Raw genomic sequence first — 12,861 nt, 5'->3', positions numbered from 1 at the left:
ACCGGGACTGTAGTGGTGCGTCCCAGAAGTTCCTACTGCTACAGCCGCTCTTATGGCGAGGCGCCTCGAGCGCTCTCCGGGTAGGGTCAGCCCGTGCCCCGTTCGACGGCCAGGCCGGCAATCAGGTCTCGCCGGTGGCCACAGGCGCTGGCCGAGCAAGCCTCGGGTGCCACCGATATCGCGGTTGCCGTCCTCGTGCTCGTGGCGGTGTCGGTGCCGTTTGCCTTTCCTGTCGACGCTGGTGCGCCGACGCCCGGGGTGCTCGGTTATTGTCTCGCCGCCGGGACCGCAGTCCCATTGGTGTGGCGGCGTCGCGCCCCTTTCGGTTGCGCGCTCGTCGTCGCGGCATTCACGGTCGGCTCGGTGTTCTACGACCGCCCCGGACAACCGTTTCAGTACGGCGCCGCTGTCGCGGTCTATAGCGTCGCGGCTTTCGGTGCCCGCTGGCAACGTCGGGGGCTCCTGGCGGCATGGGTGTCGGGCATCGTCGTCGTCTCCTTTGTGGCCGGAGACCGAGACCCGGTGGGCATCGGGTTCGCCGTGGTGACCGTCGTCTGCGCCTACGGCCTGGGCCGGCTGGCTTCCATCGGGCGCGAGCAGGTTGAGCGCGCCGAGAATGAGGCCCGACGCCAGGGCCTGCTAGCCGTGCTGGAGTCCGACCGAGCCGCCGACGCGGAGCGCCGACGCATCGCCCGGGATATGCATGACATCGTGGCGCACGCGGTCAGCGTGATGATCGTCCAGGCCGAGGCTGGTGCCGCCACTGCGGCTGCGGGCACCCCGGCGACTCCCGCCCACTACGACGCCATATCCGAGGCCGGGCGGGGTGCGATGGAGCAGTTGCGTCGGGCCCTGAGCGTGCTTCGCGACGGCGAGCGGCCCGATGACCTGGCGCTCGGCGGGTCGGCCGGCCTCACCCGGGTGGTGGAGCGGGTCGAGGCGGCCGGCCTGTCGGTCGAATTGCACGCGCCCGAGCTCGCCGACCACGTGCCCGCCGAGATCGGCGTCGCCATCCACCGCGTCGTCCAGGAGTCGCTGACGAACACCCTCCGCCATGCGGGCGCGACCTCGGCGGTCGTGGACCTGTCCCTGCGAGGCGACGACCTGCTCCTGACCATCACCGACGACGGCCAATCCTCAGCCGCCATGGGCCAACCGATCGCAGGACGCGGACTCATCGGCATCCGAGAGCGCGCCGCGGCCTGCGGAGGCGCCGCCGATGCCGGGCCAGGAGCGGATGGCGGTTTCCAGGTGCGGGTCGTGCTGCCCTTGCGAGGTGATGAGAAGGTGAGTACGTGACGATCGGCGTTCTGGTCGCGGATGACCAAGACCTCGTCCGGGCAGGTTTCGCGTCCATCCTGGACGCCCAGCCCGACATCACCGTGATCGCGGAGGCCGGCGACGGGGAAGCCGCCGTGGCGCTCGCGCGTCGGTTCCGCCCCGACGTCGCGCTGCTCGACGTCCGGATGCCCGGGACGGACGGCCTGGAGGCCGCCCGGCTCATCTGCGCCGAGTCCGAGACCCGGGTGATCATGTTGACCACCTTCGACGTCGACTCCTACGTCTACGAGGCTCTCCGCGTCGGCGCCAGTGGATTCCTGCTCAAGGACGTACGCCGCGACGACCTCATCCACGCCGTCCGGGTTGTCGCCGCCGGCGAGGCCCTCCTCGCTCCGAGCGTCACCCGCAGGCTGATCACCGAGTTCAGCCGCGTGCGTACAGTGCCTGCCGCTGCGCCGTCCGAGCCGGGCCTGACGCCGCGTGAACAAGAGACGCTGGTGCTGATCGCGCGGGGGCTGTCCAACGCCGAGATCGCCGCCGCGCTGGTCGTCAGTACGCACACTGCCAAGACGCACGTCAGCAACGTGCTGGGAAAGCTGGGGCTCCGCGATCGCGTGCAGGCAACGATCCACGCCTACGAGACCGGTGTCGTGACCCTCGGGGCAGAGCCCGGAGCACCGGGTCCTCACCCGATCGGGTGAGACGCAGAATCGCTCGCTCCGGCGATGTGCCGGGCCCTTCTCGCGGAGAGGATTGTCGGCATGACCACGACGCCACACTCCCGACCTGACAGTCCGACGACCGCCCCGTCCCGCGCCACGACGGCCCTGCTTTGGATCGCCCCAGGCCTCCTGGCGGCGGGGACGGCCCTCATGATCACCCCCAACGCGTGGACGCTGTCCCACGCGATCTACCTCTCCGGCGCGGTGGCCATGCTGGTCGTCGTCGATACGTTGGCCAGGCTCCCGTTCGCGCCCGGGCTACCGAAACGGCTCGGCCGGGTCGGTGCGGGACTCACCATGGCCGGCGCCCTTGCGCTGTCGGGGCAGTTCGTCATCGACTTCACGGTCATGCAGCTCGCCGGCGGCGAGAGCGACGTCGCCGGCGACATGTTCAGACGGTTGCAGGATTCGTTTGCATTCAGCGCCGTCTTCTACACGGTGGGCCCGACGCTGCTCTTCCTCGGTCTGGGCCTCGTGGGGCTGGCGCTGGTGTCGTGCTCCATGTCCGCGGCCGGCTGGACCCTGGCAGGCGGATCCCTGGCCATGGGGATCGCCCGCGTGATCGATGAACGCGCCGCCGAGGTGGGTGCCCTGGTCCTGATCATGGGGGCGCTGTGGTGGACGGTGCGGCTCCAGGACAGAGACCCGGCGTCGGCTGAAGCCCACCGCCGAGATGTGACCCGCTCCGCGCGTCGCTGACTCCAAGACTGCGTGACGCCCGCCTCGCGATGTACCCACCCTGACGCCGCGAAGTGTTCAGGACCTTCTAGAACGCGCCATTAGTCTGGACACGTGACCACCTGGAAAAGCCTCCGGATCAGTCTCGTGCAGCAGGCGTCGGGTCTCGAGCCCGACGCCAATCGGTCGCTCCTGGCCGAGCTGACACCGAGCGACAGCGACCTGGTCGTCTTCCCCGAGGTCTTCGCCAGGGACTTCGGCAAGCCGGGATCCGACCTGAGTCCGTACGCCGAGGCCCAGGACGGGCCCTTCGGGACCGAGCTGTCCCGGGTGGCTGAGAAGCGCGGCGCCACCGTGGTGGCCGGGATGCTCGAGACCAGCGGCGATGCCGACGGCCGGCCGTTCAACACCCTGCTCGTGCGGGGCGGTGCGGAGGCGGCGTACCGGAAGATCCATCTCTACGACTCCTTCGGCTACAAGGAGTCGGACGCGCTGGTCGCGGGCGCGATCGAGCCGGTCGTGGTCGACATTGACGGGGTGCCGACGGGGCTGATGACCTGCTACGACCTGCGCTTCCCCGAGCTCGCCCGGCGTCTGGTCGACCAGGGAGCCGAGCTGATCGTGCTGCCGGCTGCCTGGGTCGCCGGTCCGCGCAAGGTCGACCACTGGCGCACCCTCGTGCGAGCACGCGCGATCGAGAACACCGTCTTCATCGCGGCGGCCGCCCAGTCGGCCCCTCGTTACTGCGGTCACTCGATGGTCGTCGACCCTCTCGGCGACGTTCTGGCCGAGGCCGGCGAGGGCGACGAGATCGTCTCCGCGACGATCGATCGAGCCGTGCTCGAGGAGGCGCGTCGCACCAACCCCTCCCTGGTCAACCGCAGAATGTGACCTCGGTCAACAACTCCCCGTCACAGCGGTAAACGGATATCGATGACTCGTTAGGTTCACCCCTTCCCCGGTATCCTCGCCTGTTATGGACCGAGCCCCCCGCCGTCGCGCTGACAAGAGCAAGCGTGGCCGTCGTGCAGCCGGTCGCAGCGAGCCCACACCCGCCTACGTGGAGCCGACCTCGAGCGAGGCGCTGGCGTATGACCAGTGGGCGGAGGACGACTGGAACGGCTATCAGGACACCGGCCAGACCTTCGGCGGGCAGAGCAACGGCCCGAGCTGGAGCGAGAACGGCTGGACCGACGAGACGTGGTACGACGAGCGTCAGCCGGCTCAGGAGCCTCCCTCCACGGGCGGTGGTCGCCGGATCGCCGGTCGTGCTGAGCCCGAGCAGTTCGACGAGCCGAACGGCTACACGGGCAAGCGTGCCGCGCGGACGGCACCGGAGGAGCCCTCCTACGGCGGCTACCCGGCGCCGGAGTACCGGGCCGAGCCCGAGCCGGCCCTGAGCGGGCCGACCGCGCCGCCGCCGAGTGCCTGGCAGGCGCCGGCCTACTCCACGCCTGCTCCCTACCTCGGCACGACCGGCCTGGCGCAGGCGCCGCAGACGCCGCCCCACGTCCAGCAGCCCGCCTATCAGCCCGACCCCTACCAGTCCGGCCATCTCGAGCCGATCCACGATTCCGCCGGCCCCTACGACACCGAGACGTCAGGTCGGCCCACGACCGCCGCCAAGGTGACCTCGTTCCTCGCGCAGCCGCGGGTCCCCGGAGCCGGCGCCGCCCGCGCGGGCCTCGGCATCATCGAGAGCCTGACCGCCGGCACCGTCCGGGCGATCTGGCTGGTCGCGCTAGTCGTCGGAGTGCTCGGCCTCGTGGTCAGTGCCTTCGACCTGGGCCCGGAGATCTTCGGCGGCCTCGGCGCCGTCGTGGTCGGGACCGCCTACACCTTCGCGCTGGCGCACCGCACCGGTGGCCGCCCGCTGATCTTCGGCTCCCTGGCAGGGGTTGCCGGGCTCGTCGTGGTGCTCATGGACAACGAGGCGCTGCGTACGGGTGCGGCGGTTCTGGTCGCATCGGTGGCGGCGGTCCTCGCGGTGATGGCCACCGTGCCGTCGCGTCGCTTCCCGAAGACGATCCGGGAGACGTTCATCGCTGTCGGCATCGCCGCGCTGGGCAGCTTCGCCGCGCTCGGCTTCGAGCCGGTGGTGATGGTCTCCCGATTCGAGTACGCAACGCTGGCCTGCTCGCTCGCGATCGCCTTCTTCGCGGTCTACCGCCTCGGTGCCGGCCTGCACGGCCTCGGCAGGCGCGGAGCGATCATCGTCGGCATCGGTGGCCTGATGCTCGCGCTCACCCTGATCTACGCCGAGATGCTGCGCCGCTACGGCAGCACCGGCCTGATGGACTCGGTCGACGACATGCAGCGCTGGTGCCGCATCCACATCGGTGGCTACCCCCACCCGATCCAGGCGCTCTTCGGTGTCCCGGCGCTGGTCTGGGGCACCCACATGCGCTCCCGGCGCCGCCAGGGCTGGTGGGTCTGCCTCTTCGGTGTCGCGCTCACCGCGCCGGTCGCCAGCACGTTCCTCAACCCCGATGTGGGGCTCGCCGAGGCCGCTCTCTCGGTCGTCTACAGCATCCTCATCGGCCTTGTGATCGCGTTCGTCATCATCCGCATCGACCTCGCGCTCACCGGCTCGACGGCCGCAGGCAGCGGTCGCAGGGCGGCCCGTGAGGCCGACGAGGCCAGCGCCGTCCGCCCCGAGCCCGGCCGCACGCACGCGCTTCTCTGAGGCGCCCTCTAGCTAGGGCTACCATGCGGTAACCCATAGGTTCTGGGGTATGAGCCGCAGAACCCCCACCACGATCGCTGCCGAGATGGTCGCGAACGTCATGAGCGTCGGAGTGCAACCCGGGGACAAGGTGGCCGTCGGGGACACCGTCATGCTGCTGGAGTCCATGAAGATGGAGATCCCGGTCCTCGCCGAGGCCCCGGGCACCGTGGTGGCGGTCAAGGTCGCCTCCGGAGACGTCGTCCAGGAAGGCGACGTTCTCGTCGAGTTGAGCGCCTGAGGCTTCGGGCTACTAGACTCCATTGACGCGCCCACGGGCGCATGGAGGGGTGCCGGAGTGGCCGATCGGAACCGCCTTGAAAGCGGTCGTAGGGAGACCTACCGCGGGTTCGAATCCCGCCCCCTCTGCCAGAGCTAGACCTCTTGCAGGTGGCGATCCACGTCGATCATCAACCGCCGCAGCTCGAGGAGCAGATCCTCGAGGTCGGTGCGGTCGAGGACGTCGTCCGCGAGGACGGCGAGCCTGCTCAGCAGCGTGCCGCGGTCGCGGAGCGCGCTGACATCGCTGAGGGCGTGCCACTCCTGACCGGTGTCGAGGACCAGCAACGCATCACGTACGCCTCCGAGGCGCTGGCGCACCGACCAGCGCCAGAGACCGACGTTGGCCCCCGGACGGGGAGCGGCGATTGCGGTATCCAGGGCCCGAAGAGCATCCGACATATTGGGAAGCACACCTGTCATGAGCAGATTGTGACCTAGGTCACGTAAAGGAGCAAGCCGATGCGGCTCTCGGCTCCCGTGTCGGCCACAATGGGGAGCGTGTCATCTGCTGAGCTCACCTACTACCGCCTCGCGCCAGCCGTGCAGGCCCGCCTCGTCGGCGCCGCCATGGTCGGCCTGGCGCTCCTGGTCTTCGCCGGCACGGCCGTCGTGATCGCGGCCCGGATCGACTTCGCGTGGCTCTTCATCCCGCTCGTCGTCGGCGTCGCCGCGGTGATCGGGTTCGGCTGGTGGCTTCGCAACAAGGCGTACGTCCTGCGCGCGAGCGCCCAGGGCTACCGGGTCGCGTTCGTGCGAGGCGCCGGTGTGCGCGAGGCTCGCTGGGTCGACATCCAGGAGGCGGTGACCACCATGCCCGCCGGCACTCCGTGCCTGGAGCTGCGGCTCAAGAAGGGCGGCGCCACCACGATCCCGGTGACCATCCTCAGCATCGACCGAGAGCAGTTCGTACGCGAGCTCCAGGGCTACCTGAAGGCCACCATCAAGCCTCTCGACACCACTTCGGGTTCGTCCGACGCGCCCTGATTGGCCCCGGGAGTGCGGGTCTTGTAGCCTGTTCGAGCGGTATGGAGGCGTCGCCTAGTCCGGTCTATGGCGCTCGACTGCTAATCGAGTTTGGGGCTTAAACCCCATCGAGGGTTCAAATCCCTCCGCCTCCGCCAGTTTCCATGTGTTTGGCCCCCTTCAACAAAGGGGGCCAAACGTATTCTGACCTGCATCTTTGTGTTGTGCAGAGGTTCGTACATCGGCACACAGGTTGTTCGTAACCTGCGGCTGGCAGCATACTTGGATGCGTAGGCCTCTCGGCGACAACCGCGGCCTCGAGACCATGAAGGGAAATCTATGAAGCTCGTACGCACTGCGGCGGCTCTTGCTCTGGCCTCCGCTGCAACGGTCGTCGTTAGCTTGTTCGCTACGGCCCCGGCTCAGGCCGACACCAGCTGGATCAATCAGGCTGACACCAGCTGGATCGCTGGGAGCGACGACACCAGCTGGTGATGTGCGGCGCCCGATGCCGGTGATCAGTGGTCACATCGTTCACCGGCATCAGTTGCGCGATGGAGGCGTAGCGCTGCCGAGCCTGTCGGTCTCGGCATCGCTGCGGCCGATTTCATAGCCAAGTTGGAACCGAGTGTCCGCTCCGAACTCGTCCTTGAGATCGGAGACATAGCCGGCGTACGTTCGCGGGCTCACGCCAAGGCGTTTCGATGCAGCGGGGTCGGAATGCCCTTCGATCAACATGCGCAGGGTCATCGAACGCTGCTCGCCGGCCACCTCTTTCATCGTCGATGTGTCCGCTGCGGAGAAGGGGCGGGCTCGTTCCCACGATCGCTCATAGACATCGACCAGATAGGCCACGATGGCAGGCTCCCGCACTGCTATGGCCGTATCGATCCCGTCGGGTCCCGGGATGATCGCAACACGCCGGTCGAAAATGAGGATCTTGTTGAAGAACTCGTCCAGTGTCCGGACTTCGCCTCCCGCTTGTGAGACCGCGACGACGTAGTCCCTGGTCGCAGAGTGGCGGCGGGCCGCATGCTGGTAGAGCGTCCGCATCTTCACGCCGCGCCTGAGGAGCGCGGCGTCTTTACGGGCGGTTTCCGCGAGCACGCTGGGATCACGCGTTGCCTGCGGCTGCGCGGTGAGCGCCTCGAATTCGCATTCCGCAACCAGAGAATCGATGTACGGCTGGATCTGTGGCCGATGGAGGTTGGTGATGCCACCCCCACGTTGATCGGCCGGCGTCGAGCGGCGCCAAGCGCTGTGCAGGGCGGTGAAGTCGTTGGCCCACTCAGCCGACTCCTGGAGGAGCCTGATCCCCTCCTGGGTAATGGGTGTGACGACTTGCGCCTGCACGGTCGCCGGGTCGACGGTCACCCAGGTGTCTGGTGCCTCGTCGGGATTGCGGACGAGCCCCAGCTCCGCAAGAGCTGCCAACGCGCCCGCGTACTCCCCGTCCTCGCTGACCCGTGGGTCCGACACGGGGATCCCGCCCTGATTCGCGATGAGTTCGAAGAGCTCGATGCCCTTGGCCTCGATCAGCGCACGCGTCCTGGGTGCGTGTCGTTCGTCCTTCACGTTCATCTCCTCGCCGGACGGCGTGGGTCGACGTCTGCTCACGCTCCACCTCCCCGATGCTGTGGCTAGCGCCAGATCTTCTCACACGTGGCGATTTCTGGTCACGGACCATCTTCCGCTAATCTTCTACACGTTGCTTCGGTAACACTGCGCCTGTAGCTCAACGGATAGAGCATCTGACTACGGATCAGAAGGTTTGGGGTTCGAATCCCTACAGGCGCGCAGCACGTTGAAACCGCCTCATCTCAGCCAGATCGCTGGGACGAGGCGGTTCTTCTTTTCCCACCTTGAGCCCCGGCTCCACGTCGCTTCCCCGACGCACGCCAAGGTTGGCGGGGTCGAGGACGCGCCCGTGAACGAGCCCGCTGGTTCCTCTGCATCGATGCACAGCGTCCAAACGCTCGAACACGGTGCGAAACTCAATGGGTCCGGAGTCGTTGGATCTCGGCGCGGGAGTGCTGTACGGACGAGGTGTCCTTGCCGTTGCTCTCGGAGAGATCGTGGGCTAGATCGAGGCTGGCGGCGAGGACGTGTTTCTGGCGGCGCTTGCTGACGCCGTCGGCACGCCCTCCGATTGCCGCTTTGCGGTCCTTGCGCCGGCGCGACGGCTCACCGGTAAGGGCGGTGAGCTCGAGGTCGGTGATGGTGCCGTTGGCGACCTCCGGTGCCAGCACGTCGCGCAGCCAGCCGCGCTCGCGGTGCGCGCCCCAGCGAAGTGCCACGAGGAGCGTCCCGATGCTGGTGAGGGTGATGCCGATCATCAGCGCAGCCATGACGAAACCGTTGGCGTTGCTGAGGGCGAGCATCGAGTCCCAGAGGCCGTGGACGAGCACGGCCGCCGCCATCAGCAGTAGCCCGCGGCCGACACGGCGTGGCTGGGCGCGGGTGCCGACGAGGTAGAGGATGCCGGCCGCGAAGATCGCGGTGTACATCGCGTGGGAGGCGACCCCGGTTGCGGACCGGAGGACGAAGGTGTGCAGCACCGACCCGACCTGGTCGACCCCGAAGTTCTGGTAGGCGCTGTTCTGGCCGTAGAGCATGTCCTCGAGGACCTGGAAGCCCAGGCCGACGTAGGCCCCGACGATGAGTGCGTCGTAGACGGTGCGGATGACCACCGGCGCGAGCCCGAGCATCAGCAGGAATACCGCGCCCTTGGTGGTCTCCTCCACGAAGGGTGCTGTGAGGCCGGCCTTCCAGTCTGTTGCCCAGGCTTGGCCGAAGGTCTTGGTGTAGATGTCCATCAACGCGGCATTGCCGGGTAGAGCCATCGCCCACGGGGCGCCGATCCCGCCACCGATGAACGCGGTCGCAGCCAGCAGTGCCGGGGTGCGCTCGTAGCGGTCGAAGTAATGGAGGAACAGCAGGAACACCAGACAGAAGACGCCGGCCGACGCGACCCCGGCGATGTCGGCCTCCGCGAACACCCCCGCCGTGGGGACTGCGATCTGATAGAGCTGGTGAGCGCCGATGACGACGAGCACCAGGTAGACCCACAGACACAGGTTGCGGGGCTGGAAGAGGTGGAAGCTGGCTCCCCAACCGGACTCCGCCATCGCCGCCGTACGCCGCGCTAGCAGTTCAGGGGTCGCGGGGATGTCGGGCGTGCTGGCCGCGTCGGTCGTGGTGCTCATCAGGACTCGTCTCCACTCTTGGCGAGGGAGTCGATCATCGCGTCGGTCTCCGTCCGCATCGCGGTTAGCTGGGACTGCGGGCCCGCGGTCTGGATCTCGATGCCGCGGCCATCGACGACGAACGCGGTCACGACTCCCGCGCCCTCGGGGGTGGTGAACTCTGAGGCAACCCCGCGCAGCCCTGCAGCCGTCGTGACATCACGTGTCTCGCTCGAGACGTGGTACCCCTCCGTCGACGCGCCGGTGATCCGCGCGGCCTGGTCGAGCAGCCGCACCGGGCTCTCGTCGAACGGGCCCTGCAGAATCGAGAACGCCACCCCGTTCTTGACCAGCACGACCTGATCGGCCGCCTGTTCACCCGTGCGCGGGTCGTCCGTCGTCCGCAGACCGGCGACCACTCCCCACCCGGGCGGGACCGCCATCGTCACATCCTCGGTCACCTGGAATGCCTCACCCGTACGTGTCGAGTCGTCCCATGCCACCTGGTCGTCGACCCAAGGCATCACCCACGCCCAGAGGGCCAAGACCGCGAACGCAACCAATGCGTACGGAATCGACCTCCGGTCCAGACCCAGCCACCTGTGTTCCACAGGCACCCGTCGATCCACCTGCGACGACGTCATCCCACCCCCTCACGCCATGACGTCCACCGTCGCAGCCCGGCCCCCTGCCGACCTGCTTGGTTCCTCGACGATACGTCGTGGACGAAGGTACGCTGCGGTGCCCACGGCTCGCAGCCGATCTGCCAGACTGCGGCTGACGTCACGTTGCTCGGGCGCCTAGGCCCGATCCGCGACCGTCCCGGGCAGGCTGAGAAAGACGAAGGCGCCGGTTGCGGTGAGGGTTCGTAGGGTGTGGAAGATCAGCCACGGCTTCTCGAACGAGGACACGGCGCCGCCGTTGGCCAGGGCGTCGTTCAGCGGCAGGTTCGCCGCGAAGGTGATGACGACGGCGGCCACGGCGAGGCAGGCGGCGGTGATGGAGAGCGGGCCCCGGTGCCATCCGAGGAGGATCAGCGCCAGGAGCGGGGCGCCCAGGAAGAAGGCCAGGAACACCGGGTTGACGATGACCACGTTGAGCCGGTTCATGACCCGCGCGTAGACGTCGTCGGGCTGGCCGTGCAATGCCGGCATGAAGGCGACCAGGAACGCGATGTAGATGCCGGCGGTGACGCCGTTGAGCAGTCTCGCGCCGGTGAGTACGACCTCGCTCATGACTGCTCACCCCGGTCGAGATCATCGATGCTTCGTGCTGCGCGGCCCAGGACCGCCTCGACATCGCCGGTCACGTAGGCGTTGCGTCCGTCGAGAACCTCCTCGAACAGGTACGCCAGTCCCGCCGCGTCGGCCGGCGGCAGCCCGGCCGCGGTCAGGACCGCGACGTAGTCCTCGGTGGGCATGGAGCGGTACGTCACGGTGGGCCCGCCGATGGCGTGCGCGGCCTCCTCGAAGGTGAGCAGCTGCGGCCCGGTGAGCTCCAGGACCCGGCCGACGTAGCCCTTGTCGAGGAGGGCTGCGACGGCGACGGCGGCGATGTCGTCGGCGTCGACGAACGGCTCGGCGACGGTGTGCTCGACCATGGTGAGCGACCCAGCGGCTAGCTCGTCCGCGAACGCACCTTCGGTGAAGTTCTGCATGAAGAAGGCCGAACGCAGGATCGTCCACTCGGCACCCGAGGCCATCATGGCCTGCTCGGCTCGCTGGGCACCCTCCTCGCCACGGCCGGAGAGCAGTACGAGCCGGCTGCAGCCCGCGGCGACCGCCTGGGCGGCGAACGCGCCGATGATCTCGTCGGCACCCGGCAGACCGAGGTCGGGCTGGAAGGTCAGGTAGGCCGACTCGCAACCTTCGACGGCCTCGGACCAAGTGGTCTGGTCGTGCCAGTCGAACCGGGGTGCCGTGTGGCGGGTGACGGCACGTACGTCGTGGTCGAGGGTCTGGAGACGGCGGGCGACGCGCTGGCCGGTCTTGCCGGTGGCGCCGGTGATGAGAGTTGTCATGCCTCTAATCTGTCCTCAGGCGAGCGACGGTGGAATACGTTCGGCTCCAGGCAGCATGCGTTATCGTCTCACCATGTCGTCACTGGATCTGCTCATGGATGGTCCACGGGCCCAGGCCGCCTTCCTGTTGAAGGCCGTGTTCGCCGGCGAGTGGTCGATCACCGCCGAGGACGAGGTGCCGCTCACGGTCATCGCGATCGCACGCGGCCAGGCGGTCTTCACCGGCTGCGAGGGACCACAGGAGGTGGCGGCAGGTGACGTGATCGTGTGCCGCGGGCCGGCGACCTATGTCATCGCCGACTCGGCCGATCGCCCCGCCGACATCCGGATCCTGCCCGGCCAGGTCTGTGTCGACCCGAACGGGGCGCTGCTGGCCGAGGAGCTGGCCTTGGGCGTACGCACCTGGGGGAACAGCCGCTCGCCGGAGGCGACCGTGATGCTCATCGGGACCTATGAGCGCGAGACCTCGGTGGGCGCGCTGCTGTTGTCCCGGCTGCCAACCAGCGTGGTGCTGCGCGGCTTCGACACCGCCGTCGTCGACCTCCTGTCCGCAGAGCTGGTGCGCGAGGAGGCCGGCCAGGCGGCCCTGCTCGACCGGCTGCTGGACGTACTCGTGGTCAAAGCCGTGCGCGAGGTGCTCTCGGCCTCCCCGGCACTTCCCGCCGATGACGCGGTGGCCGCGGTGCTGCGGGCCATGGAACAGCACCCGCAGCTGCCCTGGACGGTCGCCGGCCTCGGTGAGCAGGTCGGTCTCTCGCGAGCCGCTCTGGCCCGGCGCTTCACCGAGCATGTCGGCGAGCCGCCGTTGGCGTACCTGACCCGGTGGCGTCTCGCCCTCGCCGCCGACCTGCTGATCGGCACGGACCTGACCCTGTCGGCGATCGCCGCCCGCGTCGGCTACGCGAACCCGTTCGCCCTCAGCGCGGCCTTCAAGCGTCTCCACGGCACCTCACCGACATCCTTCCGGAGCCGCCACGTCGCCTGAAGCCCTGTGGGACCTCGACC

General features: G+C 68.5%; 14 protein-coding genes and 3 tRNA genes. 11 read left to right on the top strand and 6 right to left on the bottom strand.

Annotated elements, in window-relative coordinates; genetic code table 11:
• The first annotated feature begins 93 nt into the window (after positions 1–93).
• The 7 genes from OG801_RS14260 (at position 94) to OG801_RS14230 (ending at position 5,778) form a co-directional block, all read left to right on the top strand.
• Entirely contained in the window at positions 94–1,299 is a 1,206-nt protein-coding gene (locus OG801_RS14260; RefSeq protein ID WP_406036193.1) for a sensor histidine kinase, read from the top strand.
• The gene (locus OG801_RS14255; protein WP_406036192.1) at positions 1,296–1,982 is read left to right on the top strand and encodes a response regulator; all 687 of its coding nucleotides are present in this window, start codon (positions 1,296–1,298) and stop codon (positions 1,980–1,982) included. Before OG801_RS14260 ends, OG801_RS14255 begins: the two co-directional genes overlap by 4 nt.
• A gap of 60 nt (positions 1,983–2,042) precedes the next feature.
• Positions 2,043–2,702 (top strand): hypothetical protein, encoded by a 660-nt coding sequence (locus OG801_RS14250; RefSeq protein WP_406036191.1) that lies wholly within the window; start codon positions 2,043–2,045, stop codon positions 2,700–2,702.
• A 93-nt stretch (positions 2,703–2,795) separates the two neighbouring features.
• Positions 2,796–3,572, top strand: coding sequence for a carbon-nitrogen hydrolase family protein (locus OG801_RS14245; protein ID WP_355021826.1), 777 nt, complete (start codon positions 2,796–2,798; stop codon positions 3,570–3,572).
• 85 nt (positions 3,573–3,657) lie between these two features.
• Positions 3,658–5,367, top strand: coding sequence for a hypothetical protein (locus OG801_RS14240; protein ID WP_406036190.1), 1,710 nt, complete (start codon positions 3,658–3,660; stop codon positions 5,365–5,367).
• A 49-nt stretch (positions 5,368–5,416) separates the two neighbouring features.
• On the top strand, positions 5,417–5,647 hold the full coding sequence (locus OG801_RS14235; RefSeq protein WP_355021828.1) for a biotin/lipoyl-binding carrier protein: 231 nt from the start codon (positions 5,417–5,419) through the stop codon (positions 5,645–5,647).
• 43 nt (positions 5,648–5,690) lie between these two features.
• Positions 5,691–5,778, top strand: a tRNA-Ser gene (locus OG801_RS14230).
• Positions 5,779–5,781: 3 nt separating this feature from the next.
• On the opposite strand, the gene OG801_RS14225 is transcribed toward OG801_RS14230, so the two are convergent.
• On the bottom strand, positions 5,782–6,108 hold the full coding sequence (locus OG801_RS14225; RefSeq protein WP_406036189.1) for a hypothetical protein: 327 nt from the start codon (positions 6,106–6,108) through the stop codon (positions 5,782–5,784).
• Between the two features lie 69 nt (positions 6,109–6,177).
• On the opposite strand from OG801_RS14225, the gene OG801_RS14220 reads away from it, so the two are divergent.
• The gene (locus OG801_RS14220) at positions 6,178–6,672 is read left to right on the top strand and encodes a hypothetical protein (RefSeq protein WP_406036274.1); all 495 of its coding nucleotides are present in this window, start codon (positions 6,178–6,180) and stop codon (positions 6,670–6,672) included.
• Between the two features lie 43 nt (positions 6,673–6,715).
• A tRNA-Ser gene (locus tag OG801_RS14215) sits at positions 6,716–6,809 on the top strand.
• A gap of 385 nt (positions 6,810–7,194) precedes the next feature.
• Here the strand turns inward: OG801_RS14215 and OG801_RS14210 are convergent.
• Positions 7,195–8,226, bottom strand: coding sequence for a LuxR family transcriptional regulator (locus tag OG801_RS14210; protein WP_355021830.1), 1,032 nt, complete (start codon positions 8,224–8,226; stop codon positions 7,195–7,197).
• A gap of 149 nt (positions 8,227–8,375) precedes the next feature.
• On the opposite strand from OG801_RS14210, the gene OG801_RS14205 reads away from it, so the two are divergent.
• A tRNA-Arg gene (locus OG801_RS14205) sits at positions 8,376–8,448 on the top strand.
• A 197-nt stretch (positions 8,449–8,645) separates the two neighbouring features.
• Here OG801_RS14205 and OG801_RS14200 read toward each other — a convergent pair.
• The 4 genes from OG801_RS14200 to OG801_RS14185 all read right to left on the bottom strand — a co-directional run bounded on the left by OG801_RS14200 (position 8,646) and on the right by OG801_RS14185 (position 11,856).
• A complete protein-coding gene (locus OG801_RS14200) occupies positions 8,646–9,857 on the bottom strand; it encodes a PrsW family intramembrane metalloprotease (protein WP_355021831.1) in 1,212 nt (403 codons plus the stop codon).
• Positions 9,857–10,360, bottom strand: a complete 504-nt coding sequence (locus OG801_RS14195) for a hypothetical protein (protein ID WP_406036188.1) — start codon at positions 10,358–10,360, stop codon at positions 9,857–9,859. Before OG801_RS14195 ends, OG801_RS14200 begins: the two co-directional genes overlap by 1 nt.
• Before the next feature lie 276 nt (positions 10,361–10,636).
• Positions 10,637–11,071: an anthrone oxygenase family protein gene (locus OG801_RS14190; protein WP_406036187.1), complete on the bottom strand. Its 435-nt coding sequence runs from the start codon at positions 11,069–11,071 to the stop codon at positions 10,637–10,639.
• On the bottom strand, positions 11,068–11,856 hold the full coding sequence (locus OG801_RS14185) for an NAD(P)H-binding protein (protein ID WP_406036186.1): 789 nt from the start codon (positions 11,854–11,856) through the stop codon (positions 11,068–11,070). The genes OG801_RS14190 and OG801_RS14185 overlap by 4 nt, the downstream gene beginning before the upstream one ends.
• Before the next feature lie 73 nt (positions 11,857–11,929).
• Between OG801_RS14185 and OG801_RS14180 the strand changes: the two genes are divergently transcribed.
• Complete coding sequence (locus tag OG801_RS14180; RefSeq protein ID WP_355021835.1) at positions 11,930–12,841, top strand: AraC family transcriptional regulator; 912 nt, start codon at positions 11,930–11,932, stop codon at positions 12,839–12,841.
• Positions 12,842–12,861 lie beyond the last annotated feature (20 nt).

Origin of the sequence: Nocardioides sp. NBC_00163, from assembly GCF_045206295.1 — a bacterium.
Lineage (GTDB): Bacteria > Actinomycetota > Actinomycetes > Propionibacteriales > Nocardioidaceae > Nocardioides.
This window is presented reverse-complemented; position numbering and strand designations above follow the sequence as displayed.

What these genes read in the sequence shown, in the direction of transcription:
- OG801_RS14225 (WP_406036189.1), bottom strand. Translation starts at nt 6,108, where the DNA reads ATGACAGGTGTGCTTCCCAATATGTCGGATGCTCTTCGGGCCCTGGAT.
- OG801_RS14240 (WP_406036190.1), top strand. Translation starts at nt 3,658, where the DNA reads ATGGACCGAGCCCCCCGCCGTCGCGCTGACAAGAGCAAGCGTGGCCGT.
- OG801_RS14200 (WP_355021831.1), bottom strand. Translation starts at nt 9,857, where the DNA reads ATGAGCACCACGACCGACGCGGCCAGCACGCCCGACATCCCCGCGACC.
- OG801_RS14185 (WP_406036186.1), bottom strand. Translation starts at nt 11,856, where the DNA reads ATGACAACTCTCATCACCGGCGCCACCGGCAAGACCGGCCAGCGCGTC.
- OG801_RS14250 (WP_406036191.1), top strand. Translation starts at nt 2,043, where the DNA reads ATGACCACGACGCCACACTCCCGACCTGACAGTCCGACGACCGCCCCG.
- OG801_RS14220 (WP_406036274.1), top strand. Translation starts at nt 6,178, where the DNA reads ATGGGGAGCGTGTCATCTGCTGAGCTCACCTACTACCGCCTCGCGCCA.
- OG801_RS14235 (WP_355021828.1), top strand. Translation starts at nt 5,417, where the DNA reads ATGAGCCGCAGAACCCCCACCACGATCGCTGCCGAGATGGTCGCGAAC.
- OG801_RS14195 (WP_406036188.1), bottom strand. Translation starts at nt 10,360, where the DNA reads ATGCCTTGGGTCGACGACCAGGTGGCATGGGACGACTCGACACGTACG.
- OG801_RS14180 (WP_355021835.1), top strand. Translation starts at nt 11,930, where the DNA reads ATGTCGTCACTGGATCTGCTCATGGATGGTCCACGGGCCCAGGCCGCC.
- OG801_RS14190 (WP_406036187.1), bottom strand. Translation starts at nt 11,071, where the DNA reads ATGAGCGAGGTCGTACTCACCGGCGCGAGACTGCTCAACGGCGTCACC.